The sequence below is a fragment of the Dietzia lutea genome (assembly GCF_003096075.1).
In the GTDB taxonomy this organism is placed as follows: Bacteria; Actinomycetota; Actinomycetes; order Mycobacteriales; family Mycobacteriaceae; genus Dietzia; species Dietzia lutea.
This window is the reverse complement of record NZ_CP015449.1, coordinates 553,336-569,924: the sequence shown is the minus strand read 5'-3', so window position 1 is coordinate 569,924 and position 16,589 is coordinate 553,336. Positions and strand designations below refer to the sequence as shown.

Annotated in this window: 13 protein-coding genes and 3 pseudogenes; 10 read left to right on the top strand and 6 right to left on the bottom strand. The window is 68.1% G+C overall.

Features of this window, described 5'->3' with window-relative positions; genetic code table 11:
* Nucleotides 1–38: 38 nt before the first annotated feature.
* Together A6035_RS18170 and A6035_RS02570 are read right to left on the bottom strand one after the other, a co-directional pair.
* Nucleotides 39–323, bottom strand: a complete 285-nt coding sequence (locus A6035_RS18170; protein WP_159149533.1) for a ribbon-helix-helix protein, CopG family — start codon at nucleotides 321–323, stop codon at nucleotides 39–41.
* Nucleotides 320–697 (bottom strand): hypothetical protein, encoded by a 378-nt coding sequence (locus A6035_RS02570; protein WP_108846483.1) that lies wholly within the window; start codon nucleotides 695–697, stop codon nucleotides 320–322. Before A6035_RS02570 ends, A6035_RS18170 begins: the two co-directional genes overlap by 4 nt.
* Nucleotides 698–848: 151 nt before the next feature.
* On the opposite strand from A6035_RS02570, the gene A6035_RS19115 reads away from it, so the two are divergent.
* The 4 genes and pseudogenes from A6035_RS19115 to A6035_RS02550 all read left to right on the top strand — a co-directional run.
* Nucleotides 849–974: a hypothetical protein gene (locus A6035_RS19115; protein WP_279629902.1), complete on the top strand. Its 126-nt coding sequence runs from the start codon at nucleotides 849–851 to the stop codon at nucleotides 972–974.
* Between the two features lie 27 nt (nucleotides 975–1,001).
* Entirely contained in the window at nucleotides 1,002–1,706 is a 705-nt protein-coding gene (locus A6035_RS02560) for a Fic/DOC family protein (RefSeq protein ID WP_108846481.1), read from the top strand.
* Nucleotides 1,707–1,774: 68 nt separating this feature from the next.
* Complete coding sequence (gene arsB / locus A6035_RS02555) at nucleotides 1,775–2,929, top strand: ACR3 family arsenite efflux transporter (protein ID WP_200836376.1); 1,155 nt, start codon at nucleotides 1,775–1,777, stop codon at nucleotides 2,927–2,929.
* Nucleotides 2,926–3,351 (top strand): annotated as a pseudogene (locus A6035_RS02550) (arsenate-mycothiol transferase ArsC); the annotation flags it as partial. The gene arsB and the pseudogene A6035_RS02550, both read left to right, overlap by 4 nt.
* Nucleotides 3,352–4,127: 776 nt before the next feature.
* Here the strand turns inward: A6035_RS02550 and A6035_RS02540 are convergent.
* The 3 genes from A6035_RS02540 to A6035_RS02530 all read right to left on the bottom strand — a co-directional run bounded on the left by A6035_RS02540 (nucleotide 4,128) and on the right by A6035_RS02530 (nucleotide 8,420).
* Entirely contained in the window at nucleotides 4,128–5,681 is a 1,554-nt protein-coding gene (locus A6035_RS02540) for an FAD-binding protein (RefSeq protein WP_108846480.1), read from the bottom strand.
* Between the two features lie 198 nt (nucleotides 5,682–5,879).
* Complete coding sequence (locus A6035_RS02535; RefSeq protein WP_108846479.1) at nucleotides 5,880–7,358, bottom strand: glutamine synthetase beta-grasp domain-containing protein; 1,479 nt, start codon at nucleotides 7,356–7,358, stop codon at nucleotides 5,880–5,882.
* Between the two features lie 93 nt (nucleotides 7,359–7,451).
* A complete protein-coding gene (locus A6035_RS02530; RefSeq protein ID WP_235026696.1) occupies nucleotides 7,452–8,420 on the bottom strand; it encodes an LLM class flavin-dependent oxidoreductase in 969 nt (322 codons plus the stop codon).
* A gap of 271 nt (nucleotides 8,421–8,691) precedes the next feature.
* Between A6035_RS02530 and A6035_RS02525 the strand changes: the two genes are divergently transcribed.
* From A6035_RS02525 to A6035_RS02510, 4 genes are read left to right on the top strand one after another with little or no spacing between them, the layout of a single operon-like run.
* Nucleotides 8,692–9,654: a phosphotransferase family protein gene (locus A6035_RS02525; protein WP_235026697.1), complete on the top strand. Its 963-nt coding sequence runs from the start codon at nucleotides 8,692–8,694 to the stop codon at nucleotides 9,652–9,654.
* A complete protein-coding gene (locus A6035_RS02520; protein WP_412523628.1) occupies nucleotides 9,555–10,616 on the top strand; it encodes an Rv3169 family protein in 1,062 nt (353 codons plus the stop codon). The genes A6035_RS02525 and A6035_RS02520 overlap by 100 nt, the downstream gene beginning before the upstream one ends.
* A gap of 34 nt (nucleotides 10,617–10,650) precedes the next feature.
* Entirely contained in the window at nucleotides 10,651–11,091 is a 441-nt protein-coding gene (locus A6035_RS02515; protein ID WP_268817660.1) for a (deoxy)nucleoside triphosphate pyrophosphohydrolase, read from the top strand.
* 8 nt (nucleotides 11,092–11,099) lie between these two features.
* Entirely contained in the window at nucleotides 11,100–14,147 is a 3,048-nt protein-coding gene (locus tag A6035_RS02510) for a DUF3427 domain-containing protein (protein ID WP_200836378.1), read from the top strand.
* A 16-nt stretch (nucleotides 14,148–14,163) separates the two neighbouring features.
* Here the strand turns inward: A6035_RS02510 and A6035_RS02505 are convergent, their stop codons facing one another.
* Nucleotides 14,164–15,678, bottom strand: coding sequence for an IS1634 family transposase (locus tag A6035_RS02505; protein ID WP_244192482.1), 1,515 nt, complete (start codon nucleotides 15,676–15,678; stop codon nucleotides 14,164–14,166).
* A 497-nt stretch (nucleotides 15,679–16,175) separates the two neighbouring features.
* On the opposite strand from A6035_RS02505, the pseudogene A6035_RS19500 reads away from it, so the two are divergent.
* Together A6035_RS19500 and A6035_RS19495 are read left to right on the top strand one after the other, a co-directional pair.
* Nucleotides 16,176–16,325, top strand: a pseudogene (locus A6035_RS19500) (VOC family protein); the annotation flags it as partial.
* Between the two features lie 17 nt (nucleotides 16,326–16,342).
* Nucleotides 16,343–16,473, top strand: a pseudogene (locus tag A6035_RS19495) (ATP-binding protein); the annotation flags it as partial.
* Between the last annotated feature and the right edge of the window lie 116 nt (nucleotides 16,474–16,589).

The following is a 16,589-nucleotide window of genomic DNA, read 5'->3' as shown; positions in this document are numbered from 1 at the left end:
AAAGGGTAAGAATCGACGAGTCGCGCACCATCACGGGATCAGGCTGCGGGGTGTCGTCCGAGATACTCCTCAATCGCCGAGCGGATAATCGTACTCATCGGCTGCCCGGTCCGCTCGGCGTAGTCCGCGAGCCTGCGCCGGTCCGACGCGTTCAACCGGACAGCCAAGGGTCGAGTTTCTTCTGCTACGACACCTGTACGCGGCCGGCCGGGCCGATAGTCCGGTCGCACCTCAACAGTTCCGGAGTCGATCTCATACTCACCGGCTTCCACCGCGTCGGCCAGGCGCGCATAGCGCGACTCGCGGTCATCGGCAGTACTCATGTTTCCTCCAATCGAGTTCTCTGCTTGCGAGTGACCTGATCTGTCAGATCAACCGCCCCTCCGGTTGCGTCAAAAACCTCGCGAGCCACCGCGACGGTGAGCAGCATCGCGTGGAACACATGCAGCTCGTCTGGCTCGATCTGATCGGCGACCACCTCGATCAACGGACCGCCGTTCGTGTCGCCGACCAACCTGATCAGCTTCGCCTCGGGTTCCGCCCGCGGCACCACGCCGTAACGCACTATCGGGTGCGCCACCACCGTCCTGATCTCCGCATCCGCCACGCCATGGCGCCGCGCGGACCCGTAGATCACCACCTTCACAGCCAAAACCGTATCACGGTTAATCTCGCCCAGGTAGGTTCCGATTTCCACTTGCTGAGCAGCAGCCCATTGGCTGGGCCGAGTCGAGCGCATCAGTGAGCCGGTAGAATCAGGCCGACGTCGACGCAAGGAGGACATCCTGTCCACCCGCATCCGCCCGACCACCGACCAGGCCCTCGCCGGGGCGACCGCCGGCCACCGCATGGCCGGCATGGAGCCGTCCCCGGAGGCCACCGACATCACGCGACGCTTCGCCGACAGTCTACTCAGCCGCGACGAGGCGCTCGCCGCGATCCGCGCCGCGGCGCACGAGCGCACCGCCGGCTGACCGCCACCCTGACGGCGGTGAGTACGCATGACCTCCCGGGATCCGTATCGGGAGCCCTCGGGGGTCCTGCGTAACCTACTCGGCGTCAGCGACCCGGCCGTCCTCGCCGAGTACGAACGCGACCTCGCCTTCTTCCGCGTCGTGGAGCTGGAGCTCCACCCCGTCGACGGGCGCTTTGACTTCGCCCACCTTCGGGCGATCCACCGCTACATCCTCCAGGACATCTTCGACTGGGCCGGGGAGCTCCGCACCGTCGAGACCCGCGCGCTCGGCATCCCTCACGCCCGACCGCAGTTCCTGGCCGACGAACTCGACCGGGTGTTCCGCCGGATCGCCGACGACCCGCCCAGCACCACCGACACCGACGCGGCCACCGACACGATCGCGTCGCACTGGTCGGAGCTCACGCTGGTCCACCCTTTCCGCGATGGCAACAGCCGCACCCAGCGGGTGTTCTTCGACCGGATGTTCCGGCTCGCCGGGTGGGCGGTCGACTGGGCCGCCGTCGACGCCACCGCAGCGCACGCCGCGCGACATATGTCCGTGTACGGGCGGCCGGACTACCTGGCGGACCAACTTCGTCACGCAGTGCATCCCGCGACCGAGCTCGCCGACGGCGGACTGTCGAGCACGCTGGGATCGTGCTCTGTCGTCGACGCTGTCGAGCACTTCCACGCCATGCGGAACCACCATGCGTCGGGCTCCACCGCCCCTTACCCGTGCCCGCGATGAGCATCTACCGCTCCGCTCGCCTAGCGTTTCGGAGTAGAAACCCGCCGATCTGAGGAAGTCCCGCCCTGATGAGCACACCCACGACCGCGCCGTCCGCGGCGCCGGTCGCCAAGGAGATGTCCTTCCTCGACCGCTGGCTCGCGCTGTGGATCCTCGCCGCGATGGGCGTCGGCCTGCTTCTGGGCCGCTTCATCCCCGGACTCGACCGCGCGCTGGACGCGGTTAAGGTCGGCGGGATCTCCGTGCCTATCGCCGTCGGCCTGCTGGTGATGATGTACCCGGTGTTGGCCAAGGTCCGCTACGACGAGACGCACCGGGTCACCGGCGACCGCAAACTCCTCACCCTCTCGCTGCTGCTCAACTGGATCGTCGGCCCGGCGTTCATGTTCGCCCTGGCGTGGATCTTCTTGCCCGACCTGCCGGAGTACCGCACGGGGCTCATCATCGTGGGCCTGGCCCGCTGCATCGCGATGGTCTTCATCTGGAACGACCTCGCCTGCGGTGACCGCGAGGCCGCGGCCGTCCTGGTGGCCATCAACTCCGTCTTCCAGGTGGTGGCCTTCGGCGCACTCGGCTGGTTCTATTTGCAGGTGCTGCCGTCGTGGCTGGGGCTCGAGACCGTGTCCGCGGAGTTCTCCGTATGGGCGATCGTGGCCTCGGTGCTGGTGTTCCTCGGCATCCCGCTGCTGGCCGGCTTCCTCACCCGCGTGCTGGGCGAACGCGCGCGCGGCCGCACGTGGTACGAGGAGACCTTCCTCCCGCGGATCGGCCCGTGGGCGCTCTACGGTCTGCTGTTCACCATCGTGCTGCTCTTCGCCATGCAAGGCGAGGCGATCACCTCCCAGCCCCTGGACGTGGCGCGGATGGCGGTGCCGCTGCTGCTGTACTTCGTGCTGATGTTCTTCGCCAGCCTGCTCGTCTCGCGGTCCGTCGGCCTGAACTACGCCAAGTCCACGTCCGTGGCGTTCACGGCGTCCGGCAACAACTTCGAACTCGCGATCGCGGTGTCCATCGGCACGTTCGGCATCGCCTCCGGCCAGGCGCTCGCCGGCGTGGTCGGCCCGCTCATCGAGGTCCCCGTCCTCATCGGACTGGTCTACGTCGCCCTCTGGCTGGGCCCGCGCCTCTTCCCCGGCGATCCGACCCTCCCCGCCCACTCGGCCCGATCGACCGGATCGGCGGCCAGCTCGGCGACCGGCTCCACGCCCGGAGCCGCCTCATGAGCCGCGACTCCCCCGCGCCCAGCGTCCTGTTCGTCTGCGTGAAGAACGGCGGCAAGTCGCAGATGGCGGCGGCGCTCATGCGGCTGCGCGCGGGCGACGCGGTCGAGGTCCACTCGGCGGGCACCCGCCCCGGCTCGGCCGTCAACGCGCTGTCCGCCGAGGCGGTGGCCGAGCTCGGCGCGGACATGACCGGCGAGACGCCCACCGCCCTGGACCCCGACCTGGCGCGCCGGGTGGACCGGGTGGTGGTGCTCGGCGAGGAGGCCGCCGGGGAGATGGACGACGACGACGAGGTCGGCTCCCTCGACGTGTGGCGGACCGATGAGCCTTCGCACCGGGGCATCGAGGGGCTGGAGCGGATGCGTCTGGTCCGCGACGACATCGACCGCCGGGTCCGCGCGCTACTCGGCGAGCTCCTAGCCGAGGAGCTCGCCGGGTCCGCGCGCTACTCGGCGAGCTCCTCGGCTAGGAGCGACGGGCCCCCCGGCACGGCGTCACACCTCGATAGCGGGCTACCGTCTCCCCGGCCGGGGCTCCCGCTCCAGAGCCCAGATGGTTGCAGCCGTCGCGATCCCGGCGGCCACCCCGATCCGGGTATGCGCGCCACGCACACCGCGGGCCGCGCGCCGCTCGCCCCACTGGTGGATCGCCCGCTCGGCCGCGACCGACCCAAGGGTGCCCAGTACCGCCAGCGCGACGACGGCCGCCCGGACCACGGAGAGGCGACCCGGCCGCGCACTGCTCAGTCCCAGCGCCTCGGCATCGATGACGGGCGCGACCACCGCGAGTTCCGCCAGCCCGCTGAGGTCCACCTCGGACTCCGGAGCGTTCCCGCGGTCCGCCGATGCGTCTACGTGGTGGGCGCCCAGGTCGCCGTCGTTGTTGTTGTCGTCGTCGTTGTCGTCGTTGTCGTCGTCGTCGCCCCTCGTCGCCCACCCGGCCACCGCCCCGTTGGCGAGCAGCAACCCCGCCTTGATCCACCCCCGCGCCCGCCGCGACGTGACGACGTCGGGCAGGGAGTACCAGACGCCGATCACCGCCCCGCTGGTGGCGGCGTCGACCGCGACCCGGTGCTCACGTCTCTCGCCCAACCCGTGCCTCCTGATGTCGTCCTCAGGTGGCTCAACGGCCCCACCGCCGCCGGGGTTCCCTGGCGGACCCGCCGTCGCGCGGGCGCGAGCGGACCGCCCGCCGATCCTCAGCCCGCCATGTGCCGCGCGGCGAGGTGACTGAACAGCACCGACGTCCCGATCGGGTTGCCACCGCCGGGGTACACCTCGCCGCTCGGCGCGGCCATCGTGTTGCCCGCCGCGTACAGGCCGGGGATGGCCTCGCCGGAGGTGCCCAGGACGCGGGCGTGCACGTCGGTCCGGAGGCCGCCCTTGGTCCCGAGGTCGGAGAACCCGAAGGCCGCCGCGTGGAACGGCCCCTTCTCGATGGGCGCGAACGGCGCGGCGCCCTCGCTGAACAGGCGGTCGTAGGCCTCGTCGCCGCGCCCGAAGTCCTCGTCCCGACCCGCCGCGACGAACTCGTTGAAGCGGCAGACCGAGGCGACGAGGGACCCCTCGGGCACGCCGATCTCGCGGGCCAGGTCCTCGAGGGTCTCCCCGCTGCGCCAGAGCCCGGCCTCCTGGTACTTCTCCGTCTCCACCATCGAGACATTGGGCGCCAGGACGGGGGGCCTACCGTCGCCGGTGTTGTCGTAGACCAGCCAGTACGGGGCGGTCAGCCGGCGCGCCGCCACCTGGTCGAGCATGGTGCGCGCGAGCGAGTCGTAGGGCGCGGACTCGTTGGCGAAGCGCTCCCCGTCCTGGTTGACGAAGATGCCGCCGACGATCCCGAGCGCGAACGCGGAGCGGCCGTCGGGGTGGGTGAGGCCGGGCGACCACCACGCCTGGTCCAGCAGGTCGGTGTCGGCGCCCACCGCCAGCGCGGCCTGCAGCGCGGACCCGTCGTTGGTGGGCGGCCCCATGGTGTCGTTGGCGTCGCCGGGCACGCCGTACTCGGTGCGCAGGTCCTGGTTGGCCTCGAAGCCGCCGGCGGCGAGCAGGACGCCGCGGTCGGAGCGGATGTGCAGTCGGGCGCCGTCGCGCTCGACCACAGCGCCCACGACGCGGCCGGAGTCGTCGGTGAGGAGCTCGCGCAGCGTCGTGTTGAGGTGCACGGTGGCGTTGGAGTACGCCTCGATCGCCGTGAGGAACCGCGCGACCATGGCCCGGCCGCCGATGAACAGGTCGTCGGGATGGGCGGCCCCCAGGCGGTCGGTGTCGAGCGGCCCGCGGATCACCTCGCGCAGGTGCGGCGCCTCGGCGACCGGCATCGGGGTGGGGATGATGTGCCGCTTGCCGTCCAGGCGGGCCTTGGGGGCGCTGCCGAAGTAGTCGATCCACGGGTAGGCCATGAACGACAGGTGCGGGTCCTGCTCGAGGTACTCGATGAGCGGGGCGCCGCCGCGGACGTAGGTCTCCTGGAGCTCGGCCGGGGTGCGGTCGCCGACGACCGAGCGGTAGTACTCGAGCGCGTCCTCGATCGTGTCGTCGATCCCCTCGCGCTGGTAGACGGGGTTGACCGGATACCACACCCCACCGCCGGCGGAGTAGGCCGTGGTGCCGCCGAAGCGGTCGCTGGCCTCGATCATCATGACGGTCAGGCCCTCGCGGGCGGCGGTGTAGGTGCCGCACAGGCCACCGCCCCCGGACCCGACGACCAGGACGTCTACGACCTCGTCGAAGCCTGCTGCGGTCTGCGCCATCGCCTGTCTCCTCACTCCCGGCGCCCGTGAGCAGGGCGCACGTCCGGCGGGCCGAAGCCCGTGGACGCCGACCCTAGATCGGACGGGAAGGTCGGAGCCGGGCCGGTTCCGATGAGCGGGAACCGGCACTCCTCGAGCGGCGGAACGCCCTCGTCGTCGTCGTCCCGGCCGCTCCGGCGGCCCCTCCGGCGGCCCGCGTCAGCCGACGTGCCAGTGACGGCGGATGAGCTCCTCATGAATGGCCTCGTCGCTGCCGGGCTCCCCGTCCGACGCGGGATCGTCGGTGCCGCGGAGGCCGTCGAGCACGGCGTCGATGAGCGCGGCCGGGAACACGCCGTCGGCCTCGAAGAGCTCGCGCTCGTTCTCAAGCGCGTCGGCCGACTCCGCGCACGAGGTCGGAAGTTGCTCGAAATCGTCGTGGGCGTCGGCCCTGAGCCGCTCGGCCAGCTCCAGACTGCCGTCATCGCTCAGCCCGCGCCTCGCTGCGGCGGCCATGCCGGCCAGGAGCAGGTGCACGTCGGCGGAGCCGTCCGCGAGTCGGAACTCGACGGTCTGCGGGTGCACCGCGGGTTCGGGGATCGGCTCGCTGGTGCCGGGGTTGGCGTGGGCGACCATGCCGGCGAGCACGTCGCCGCCCCAGGCCAGCGGGACTCGGACCAGGCCGGTGCGGTCCTGCTCGCCCCAGCAGATGTCCTCGGGAGACTCGTCGCCCTCGGCGAACCGCAGGTAGGACGTCGGCACGGTGTTGCCGACCGCGGACAGGGCCCTGGCCGCCGAGAGGTAACCGGCGATCAGGCGTCGCCCGGTGTCGTTGATCCCGTCCTCACCGGCGATGGCGTTGGCGCCGTCGCGCACGAGCCGACTGTGGATGTGCAGTCCGTTGCCGGCGCCCTCGCTGCTGACCAGCGGGGCGAAGGTGGCTTCGAGGCCGTGGGCGTAGGCGACCTCGCGGACGACCCACTTGGTCAGGACGAGATTGTCGGCCGCCTGCTCCAGCGGCACGGGCTGCAGCTCGATCTCGTGCTGGACCATCTGCCGGTCGCCGGTGAGGATGTTGCCGACCTCACCGTGCGCGTACTTCAGCGGTATCCCCTTGGCGGCGAGGTGGCCCAGCACCTGCTCGCGGATCCGCTCGTGCTTGGAGAAGGGCGCCGACTCCTGGTAGCCGCGCTCCTCCTCGACCGGGTAGATCGTCTCGGGCGCGTCGACGAGGTAGTACTCGAGCTCGCCGAACGCCTCGAGCGTCATACCGGTCTCCCGCGTCAGCGCCTCGGCGGCACGGCGCACCACCTGCTCACGCGCGTAGGGCAGCGGCGTCCCGTCGGGCGCGTAGAACGCGCAGAGCACGTCGAGCGAGCATCGTTCGCCGAAGGGGTTGAGGAACGCGGTGCGGTGCCGGGGCACGATGTAGACGTCGCTGGCGTCGGTGTCGGTACCGGGGAAGACGCTCGAGCCGTCCACGCGCTCGCCGCGGGTGAGCACCTCGGCGAGGTGCTCGCGGGAGTTGATGGGGAACGCGACGGTCTTGAGGCGCCCGTCGCCGCCGACGTAGCGCAGGTTGACCTGGCTCAGCCCCAGTTCCTCGACTGCCCGGACGAGGTCGCCTGCGGTGAAGTCGTCCGTGGGCTTACCGAGCAGCCGGACGAGGGGGTGCGGTTCGAACGCGTCGATGGCCATACCCCGTTCTACAGCGTCGAGGCGAGTGCCACCAACGTCGCGTCCCGGGCGCCCGAGTGAGCGACAGGACCTGCGAGCGCCGCCGACGCGTGTCTAGAACCAGAGATCGGCGAGCAGCTCGATCGACCGGTTTCGCACCGCCGGGTCGTAGGCGTAGGTCACGGTGATGAGCTCGTCGGCGCGGGTGCGCTCGACGAACTCCTGCAGCTGCGCCTTGACCGTGTCGGGCGAGCCGACCGCGCTGATGTCGAGCATCGGGTTGGTCGCGCCGGCGAACTGGGCGGGGTCGACGGGCGGCTGGATCTTGCGGCTGCGCCCGGCGCGGAGGTCGAGGAACATCTGCTGCAGCGTGGTGAACTCGCGCTGGGCTTCCTCGTCGGTGTCGGCGACGACCACGTTGATGCCCGCCATCACCTGCGGCTTCTCGATGCGCGCGGTGGGCGCCTCGGTGCTGAAGGTCTCGCGGTACACCCGGATCGCGTCGTCGATCTGGTCGGGCGCGAAGTGCGAGGCCAGCGAGAACGGCAGGCCCAGCTGGCCGGCGATCGAGGCGCCGTTGACGGTGGAGCCGAGCACCCAGATCGGCACCTCCATCCCCTGCGAGACCGCGGAGAAGATCGGGACGCTGTGGGCGGTGCCGGACTCGCCGAACCAGCCCTGTAGGTCGTAGATGTGCCGGGCGAACGCCTGCGGCTCGGCCGACGAGCGGCTCAGGGCCTGCGCGGTCGTGCCGTCGGTGCCGGGCGCGCGGCCCAGGCCCAGGTCGATCCGGTCGCCGTGGATGTTCGCGAGGGTGCCGTACTGCTCGGCCACCATGAGCGGCGCGTGGTTGGGGAGCATCACGCCGCCGGAGCCCACGCGAATCCGCTCGGTCACCGACGCCGCCTGGGAGATGAGCAGCGAGGTGGCGCTGGAGGCGAGGTTGGGGGTGTTGTGGTGCTCGGCGAACCACAGCCGCGAGTAACCCAGCCGGTCGGCGAGGCGGGCCGACTCCATCGACGCGGCGATGCCGTCACGCGCGGTGGCCCCCTCGGAGATGGAGACCAGGTCGAGAATGCTCAAGGGGACCGACACAACACACCTTTTCGTAGCTCACCGTTACCGCCGCGAACATCCGCGGCTCGTGTGTCGAGGCTACCGACGCGGCGAGGTCGGTGACGGGTCACGGATCCGGGAGGGGTAGGTGCCGACGACGACGAGATGCCGGTCCCCACATCCGGTGGCCGCCTGCGGGCGTCGGCGTTTCAGACCTCCACTCATGTGCTGTAGGTCACACTGGGCTCGTCGCGGGGTCCCGCCCGCGTATCAGGTCCGCACGAAGGGTCCGAGCGCCATGACGCACATTCGCTCCGATGAGCCGCTTCACCAGCGGGTCACCTCGGGAGAGGCAGATCTGGGCGAGTTCCGCGAGCGCCTCACGGCCTGGTTAGCCGAGCGCGATGAGGTCGACGCCGCGGGGGTCGAGGTCACGGCGGTGAGCCGGCCGGAGAGCTCGGGGATGTCCAACATCTCGGTGCTCTTCGACGCCACGTGGACCCCGGCCGAGGCCGGCGTACGGGCGGGCCCGTCCGAACGGCGGTCTGCGCACCTGGTCGCGCGGATGTGCCCGCTGGAAGACGCGTTCCCGGTGTTCCTCGCCTACGACCTGCAGCGGCAGTTCGACGTGATGCGGGTGGTCGGCGAGGCGACCGGCCTGCCGGTGCCGCGAGTGCGCTGGCTCGAGCAGGATCCGGCCGTCCTGGGCACGGCGTTTCTCGTGATGGACCGCGCCACCGGTCGGGCACCGGTCGACAATCCCCCGTACGTCTTCGACGGCTGGCTGCTCGAGATGGCCCCCGAGCAGCGGGCCGAGCTCCAGCGCGAGTCCGTGGCCGTGCTCGCGGAGATCCACCGCATCCCCGCGCCGGCGGATCTCCTGCCGACGCTGGCCCCGGCCCCCGGGCTGAGCGCGCTGCGAGCACACGTTGACGAGCAGCGCGCCTACTACGAGTGGACGACCCGCGAGGACGGGCTGCGGATCCCGCTCATCGAGCGCGCCTTCGACTGGATCGAGGAGCACTGGCCCGCCGAAACCGGCCCCGACGTGCTGAGCTGGGGCGACGCCCGCATCGGCAACATCCTCTACGAGGGCACCACCCCGACCGCCGTCCTGGACTGGGAGATGGCGGCCATCGCGCCGGCCGAGGTCGACCTGGGCTGGTTCCTGTACTTCCACGACCTGTTCCAGGACCTCGCGGTGTCCTTCGGCTTCCCCGGGATCCCGGACACGACCGCACCGGCGACGTGTTCCTCGTGACGGGGTTCGGTGCGTACCCCAATCTCGGGGTCGTGGACGCGTTCGTCACCGTGCGCCACGGCGACACCCAGCGGTCGGTGCGGTTCTCCGACGCCCTCGACGCCCGGTCGCTCGCGCCCACAGTGGGTGGGTTCCGGATCGAGGTGATCGAGCCGCTGCGCACCCTGCGGCTGGTGTGCGAGCACCCGAACCTGTCGGTGGACATGACGTGGGAGGGCTCGTTCGACGCGGTGCTCGAGGACCGGCACGTGCTGCTCGAGGGCACCCGCGCGATGCTCGACGCGAGCCGGTTCGCGCAGGTGGGCAGCTGGTCGGGCACGCTCTCGGTCGACGGACGCGACTTCGCCGTGGACCCCGACGTGTGGCTGGGAACGCGGGACCGCTCGTGGGGCATCCGGCCGAGCGGCGAGTCGGATCCCGCCGGCCGGTGGGCGGCCGAGCCGCGCGAGGGCTTCTGGTGGACCTACGTTCCGCTGCGCTTCGACGACTACGCGATGGTCGTGATCCTTCAGGAAAGCCCCGACGGGCACCGCACGCTCAACCACGCGAGCCGCGTGTTCGCCGACGGGCGGATCGAGCAGCTGGGCTGGCCGCGGCTGGAGGTCGACTACCGCAGCGGCACCCGTCACCCCGACTGCGCTCGTCTGCACCTGACCACGCCCTGCGGCGAGCCGCTGCTGCTGGAGGTCGAGACCCTCGGCGGCGTCCCGCTGAGCATGGGCTCCGGGTACGTGGGCGACCCGGGGTGGTCGCACGGCCGCTGGATGGGCCGCGACTGGAGCGAGTCGGTCGCCTACGACATGACCTCTCCCGACGTGGTGGCGATGCTGCCGTTCAACACCGTCGACCACGTGGCCCGGGCGACCTGCAACGACGACGTGGGCTGGGGCCTGTTCGAGCACGCGACTCTGGGCCGCCACGACCCGTCGGGGTTCACCGACTGGGGAGATATGGCTAAGTAGCGCCAGGGGCAGTGGATAAGCTCTACTTCCGAATGTGAAGTCTGCTGACAAGGGAGCCCCATTGCCGCGTATTGAAGTAGTAGCGGCAGTGTTCGTACGGGGAGGCGAGGTGCTCGCGTGCAAGCGAGCACCGGGCAAGCCTGCAGCTGGGAAGTGGGAGTTTCCGGGCGGAAAAATCGACGACGGCGAGACTCCCGAGCTCGCCTTAGTTCGCGAGATTCGGGAAGAACTCGGCGTATCCGTCTCGGTGGGTGATCTCGTCGACAGATCTGTCACCTCCGTCGGCGATGCCGAGATTGATCTGGCGTGCTACCTCGTCTCGTCTCTGGATATCCCCACCACGAGCACCGACCACGATGAGTTGCGCTGGCTGCCCCTCGACTCTTTGGCGTCTCTGGACTGGGCGGCTCCTGACCTCCCTGCGGTAGCGGTCCTTTCCGCTCCGAGCCTCAATTCCGTCTCGGAGCAATTGTGAGTGCACCACTGCCCGAAGGGCTCTACGAGTCGGTCATCACCCCGCGCCTTCAGAAGCGTCTCGACGCGACATCGGGGTCACGACGGATCGTCGATCTGGATCCGACTCTCGCCCCCGAGATCCTGGGGCGACACATCGGCGACGCAGTTCGTAGACACCTAGAGTCAGTAAACCAAGAGAAGCGGCTCGAGGTGGTTGAGCGGTTTCTCGATGTTCTCGACTCCGATGGCGACGACCTCGCAGGTGGGTCAGTCCTTCAGTCCATCTATCCCGCTGGGCGAACCGAACCGCGCCGCCCTTCGACCCCACTATCGGAAGGTGCGCTTCTTACCAACGCCCGGGATGAGCCCGGCCTCGGCAACGAACTCGCACTCGAGATGGAGTCGGCTGACGAAGTCGACCTCTTGTGCGCTTTCGTAAAGTTCACGGGCGTGACGGTCCTCGCGCCGCAGTTTGAACTGCTCACCGAGCGCGGGATAACTCCGCGCGTTCTCACGACCACTTACATGGGCGCAACAGATCGCCGGGCGCTCGATGTTCTTGTTAAGGACTACGGCGCCCAGGTCAAGGTGCGGTTTGAGAAAGCCTCGACTCGCCTACATGCGAAGGCATGGCTGTTTCGCAGACATTCAGGCTTCGACACCGCCTACGTCGGGAGTTCGAATCTGTCTCGATCGGCCCTTGTAGATGGGCTCGAGTGGAACGTCCGCCTGTCGTCGGTCGTGCATGCGGCTCAGATCGCAAAGTTCCGGACAGTCTTTGACTCGTATTGGAACATGGCTGACTTCGAGTTATACGACCCGGAACGCGATACCGAAAAGCTAGACCGCGCGCTCGAGGAAGCGGGTGGCCGCAAGTCCAACTCGGTCCTCGTCACTCTGTCGGGGCTGGAGGTACGACCGTTCGGCCACCAGCAGCTGATGCTTGACGCGCTAGCAACCGAACGGGAAGTGTTTGACCACCACCGCAACCTTCTAGTCGCAGCCACTGGAACTGGCAAAACCGTCGTTGCGGCACTCGACTACAGAGCGTTATCCGAACAGGCCGGCGGGAAGCTGCCGTCCCTGCTCTTCGTAGCCCACAGGAAAGAAATCCTCGTCCAGGCCATCCGCACCTATCGCGCCGTGCTCGGTGACGGGTCATTCGGCGAACTATTCGTCGGCGGCGAGCGGCCTCGCCATTGGAAACATGTCTTTGCCAGCGTCCAATCACTGGATCGAGACGAGCACGCTCCTGACGAGTGGGACGTCCTCGTTATCGATGAGTTCCACCACGCAGAGGCTGCGAGTTACAGACGCCTCCTGTCTCGATTCGACGCGTCGGAAGTGCTCGGGCTAACAGCAACTCCGGAGCGCGCCGACGGCGTGGACGTACGAAAGCTATTCGACGGTCGGACCGCGTACGAGCTCCGCTTGTGGGACGCACTCGAACAGGACTTACTGTGCCCATTTCACTACTACGGCATCTCTGACAACACGGATCTCCGCGATGTGGAGTGGACGGCCGGCCAGTACAGCCCAGGAGCGCTCTCCGCGCTTTACACCGGCAATGACGCCCGTACCCTGCTCATCCTCAAGGCTCTCCGCGAGAAGGTTCTCGATCCGAGTCGCATGAGAGCGCTGGGATTCTGCGTTTCAGTGGAACACGCTCAGTACATGGCCGAGGCATTTACTGCCCGCGGCCTCCCATCGGCCGCGATCGTTGGCACTACCGATCTCGATGAGCGCCGCGCCGTTGTCGAACGACTCAAGTCCGGGGAACTGCGGTGCGTGTTTACTGTCGACGTCTTCAATGAGGGCGTCGACATTCCCTCCGTCGACGTGGTCTTGATGCTTCGTCCGACAGCCAGTTCCACGATCTTTATTCAGCAGCTCGGAAGAGGTTTGCGCCGCTCCCCTGGCAAGGCCGTACTGACCGTCCTGGACTTCGTGGGACAGCATCGAGCGGACTTCGACCTGGCCGGCCGTTTTCATGCGATGACTGGCTTGTCTCGCCGCCGCCTCGAGTCCGACCTCGAGGTGGGTTTCCCGTCTCTTCCAGGGGCCTCACGCATCGTCCTGGATGAGGTATCCCGCGATGAAGTCATTCGATCGATCAAGGAGGCGGTGAAGGCCAACACGAAGAACGCTCTGGCAAGAGACCTGCGGTCACTCGGTGCCGTCCCCATGCTTGCTGAATTTCTTAACGAGACTAACCGCGACCTAGACGACATTTATCGCGCCGATCGCTCTTGGACGACCATCGTGTCGATCGCAACGGGGAAGCCGGAGCCCGAGGGCCAAGAGAAGAAGCTCCTCAAGAGACTTCAAAGACTGAGGACGGTCGACGACCTCGACCGGATTCGGGAATACACGCGGGTCAGCGAAGGCATCTTGGCTGGCCAGGCCTTCGCCCGCGATGACGTGTGGGCGTCGATGCTCGTCGACTACCTCCTACCCTCGCAATCGACGCCTGACTTCACTCAGACAGTCGCCGAACTTGCCGAGTACCCGCGCTTGTTCGAGGAACTCGTCCAGCTAATGGAGGCGTCTACACGGAATATTCGTCACGTTCCGCTGCCGCTGGACGGCGACCTTGCAGATCTGCCACTGCGCTCCCATGCGAGCTACAGCCGCGAGGAGTTGCTGTCAGCGCTGGACTGGCGCGGGAAGGACGGAAGGCCGCAGGGATCACGCGAGGGCGTCGCCTGGTCCGAGGCCCACCAGACAGACATATTCTTTATCAATCTGCATAAGGACGAGAGGGTATTCAGCCCTTCAACGATGTACCGGGATGTCCCCGTGTCTCCCACGCTATTCGACTGGGAGTCTCAATCGAGCACGTCGCAGTCATCAGCAACTGGAAGGCGCTACCTGTCCCAGCGCGAATCGGGAACCAACGTGCTGCTGGCAGTCCGCAACTCACCCAAGGATGACGTCGCCACCGCACCTTTCATGCTGCTGGGAAACGCGGACTACGTTTCCCACTCCGGCGAGCGGCCGATACAAATTCGTTGGGAACTCCGCCGACCAATGCCAGCAGACGTCCTCGCCCAGGCATCGGTGCTCGGCATCTGACCTGAGTTGGACCTCCTTAGTGCCCCGCTGAAATGGCGCTGGTGATGGCTTGGGCCTCGTCGTCCAGCGGAGTTCGGACGGTGAGTTCGTGGCCGTCGACGTCGATGATGACGGTGTGGATCCGACGCAGGATCCGCACGATTTTCTTGATCGACATGCCGGTGCGGTTCTGCAGGTGGCGGGCGATCGCGAGGGCCGCGAAGACGATGGTCAGGTGTGCTTCTATCGAGTCGCGGGTGCGGTGAAAGATCGGCCGTGCTTTCAGATCCGATTTGGCCATTCGGAACGACTGCTCGACCTTCCACAAGTCGTGATAGGCGGCTACGACGGCGTGGCCATCCATGGTCTTCGGGTCGATGTTGGTGACGTAGCCCTTGTAGCCAGCGGACTGTCGGGCTCGTTCGATGAGCGCCTCGTCCAGGGCGACGGTTTGGCCGGTGACCTTCACGAATCGCTGCTTCTTCAGCGGTTCCGCCCGGTCAGCGACCCTTTGGGCGCGGTCGATCTGCGCGTTGAGCGTGCGGCGATCCCGCTGAGCGCGTTGCCACTTGTAGTGCCACACCGCCCTGCGGTCGCGCCGATCCCGACCTTGGCCCATCGGGCGGGTCAGCTCCACGACCTCGCCGTCATCGATGGCGTTGCCACGGCGGCCGAAGTGGTCCTCGAGCTCTTTCGGGGCCTTCGAGGTGCGGGAGGCGACGATGAACGACAGACCGGCATCCTCTAGGGCGTTGAGGTTCGCCGCCGACAGCATGCCCGCATCGGCGACGACAACCATGTCGGCTATGTCATGGCGCTGCTGAAAGGCCGTGATGACCGGGATCAACGTCTTCGTCTCGGCCTTGTTGCCCTCGAAGACGTGAATATCCAGCGGAAACCCGTCCCGGGCCACCAGCAGACCGACGGTGATCTGCGGGTCGACGCGGCGTTCCTTGCTCATGCCGACCTTGCGCAGGCCGTCTTCCTTCTCGGCCTCGAAGTACAGCGTGGTCAGGTCGTACAGCACCAGGGCGACGCCCGGGCCGCCGGCGGCGGTGACATGCTCCCAGCACGCGGTTGCCAGCACAGTACGGTAATCGCGTTCGACGCAACGAGCCAGTGCCCTCTTGATGCTCGACAGATGCGGAGCATCAACGCCGATGTCGTCCAGGACGCGAGGTGTATCGAGCTTGCTGGTCGGCTCGACCAGCCGGACGCACACCAGCGTCTTGAACGTCTCGTCGGCAACGGCATCGAACCCGAGTGCGTCGAAGGTGCTGGTCAACGTCTGCCACAGCAGTTCGCTGGAGTGTCGGCGCACTACCGCATCCCCGCCGGAACGAACTTGCGCCTCCGGTCCCAAGCCCAGGTCCAGGGACTGTTGACCGGCGTGGATTTTGCCCCTGGCCACCGCGATCAACGCCGCCAGCTCGCCCTCGGTGTGCGCGGATCCGATGTGCTCCAAGATCCTGCGCTGACCGCGGACCTTCTCCACGATCTGCACAGCCGTCGCTCCCGACGACGTCTTCACCTTCCGCACGAACGGGCTCACACCCCCAAACTACAGCCCGGCTAGTGCCCCGAACCTCCGACCTGAATTCCGCTGACCAGCAACGATGAACACCGGTGGCCCCGAAACCCCATCAAGAGGTCCAACTCAGGTCTGAGCGCGTAAGCGGCTCGGTGGGTATGCGCACTCGGCGGCCGCCGCCGCGCGCCCGCATCCGGCGTGAGCAGGCCGGTTGAACATCCGACCGGCCACACCCGGCGTGGTGAAAGGCCCCGGCCGGCACGCTCCGCTCGCGAACACCCCGCCGATGTGGCGCACCACCGGGTCGGCGAAGTCGGCCGAGAGGGCGAGCACCTTGTTGTCGTCGTCGCCATAACACCCGCCACCCCACCTGGGCATTTCCCACCCGCTGGGGAATCGCCCGGTGACGCGCGCCATAACGCGGTCACAGTGTCCTCATCCCTCCCCCGGACGCGCGCGGCGCGGCGGACGGCGGCACCCCCGGCACGCCGAGACCCTTATCGGCGAAAGGACACTCCATGGGCGACATCCGGGCCCTCGGCTACCTCACCATCGACACCACCGACCTCGACCGCTGGCGCACCCTCGCCCACGACGTCCTCGACCTGGGCGAGTGCGCCGGCGGCGACGACGACACCCTCTACCTGCGCCTCGACGAGCGCGCCCGCCGCATAACGCTGCGCCGCGCCGAGAAGGACACCAGCGCTTGGGCTCCGGGTTCACGCCGACGCCATCCTGGACCGCATCTTCCACACCACGATCTGGATCGACGCCGGCACCCACAACCTGCGCGAGCACGCCGCCGCGAGCCAGTAGGTCAATCCCTGACACGGGGCCGGTGGTCCCCATGAACGCGATCACCGGCCCCCAACGGCAACTGCTGCCCCAGAGGAAATATTCGGTGGCCCCCAAGCCTCCAACGACTCAGAGAA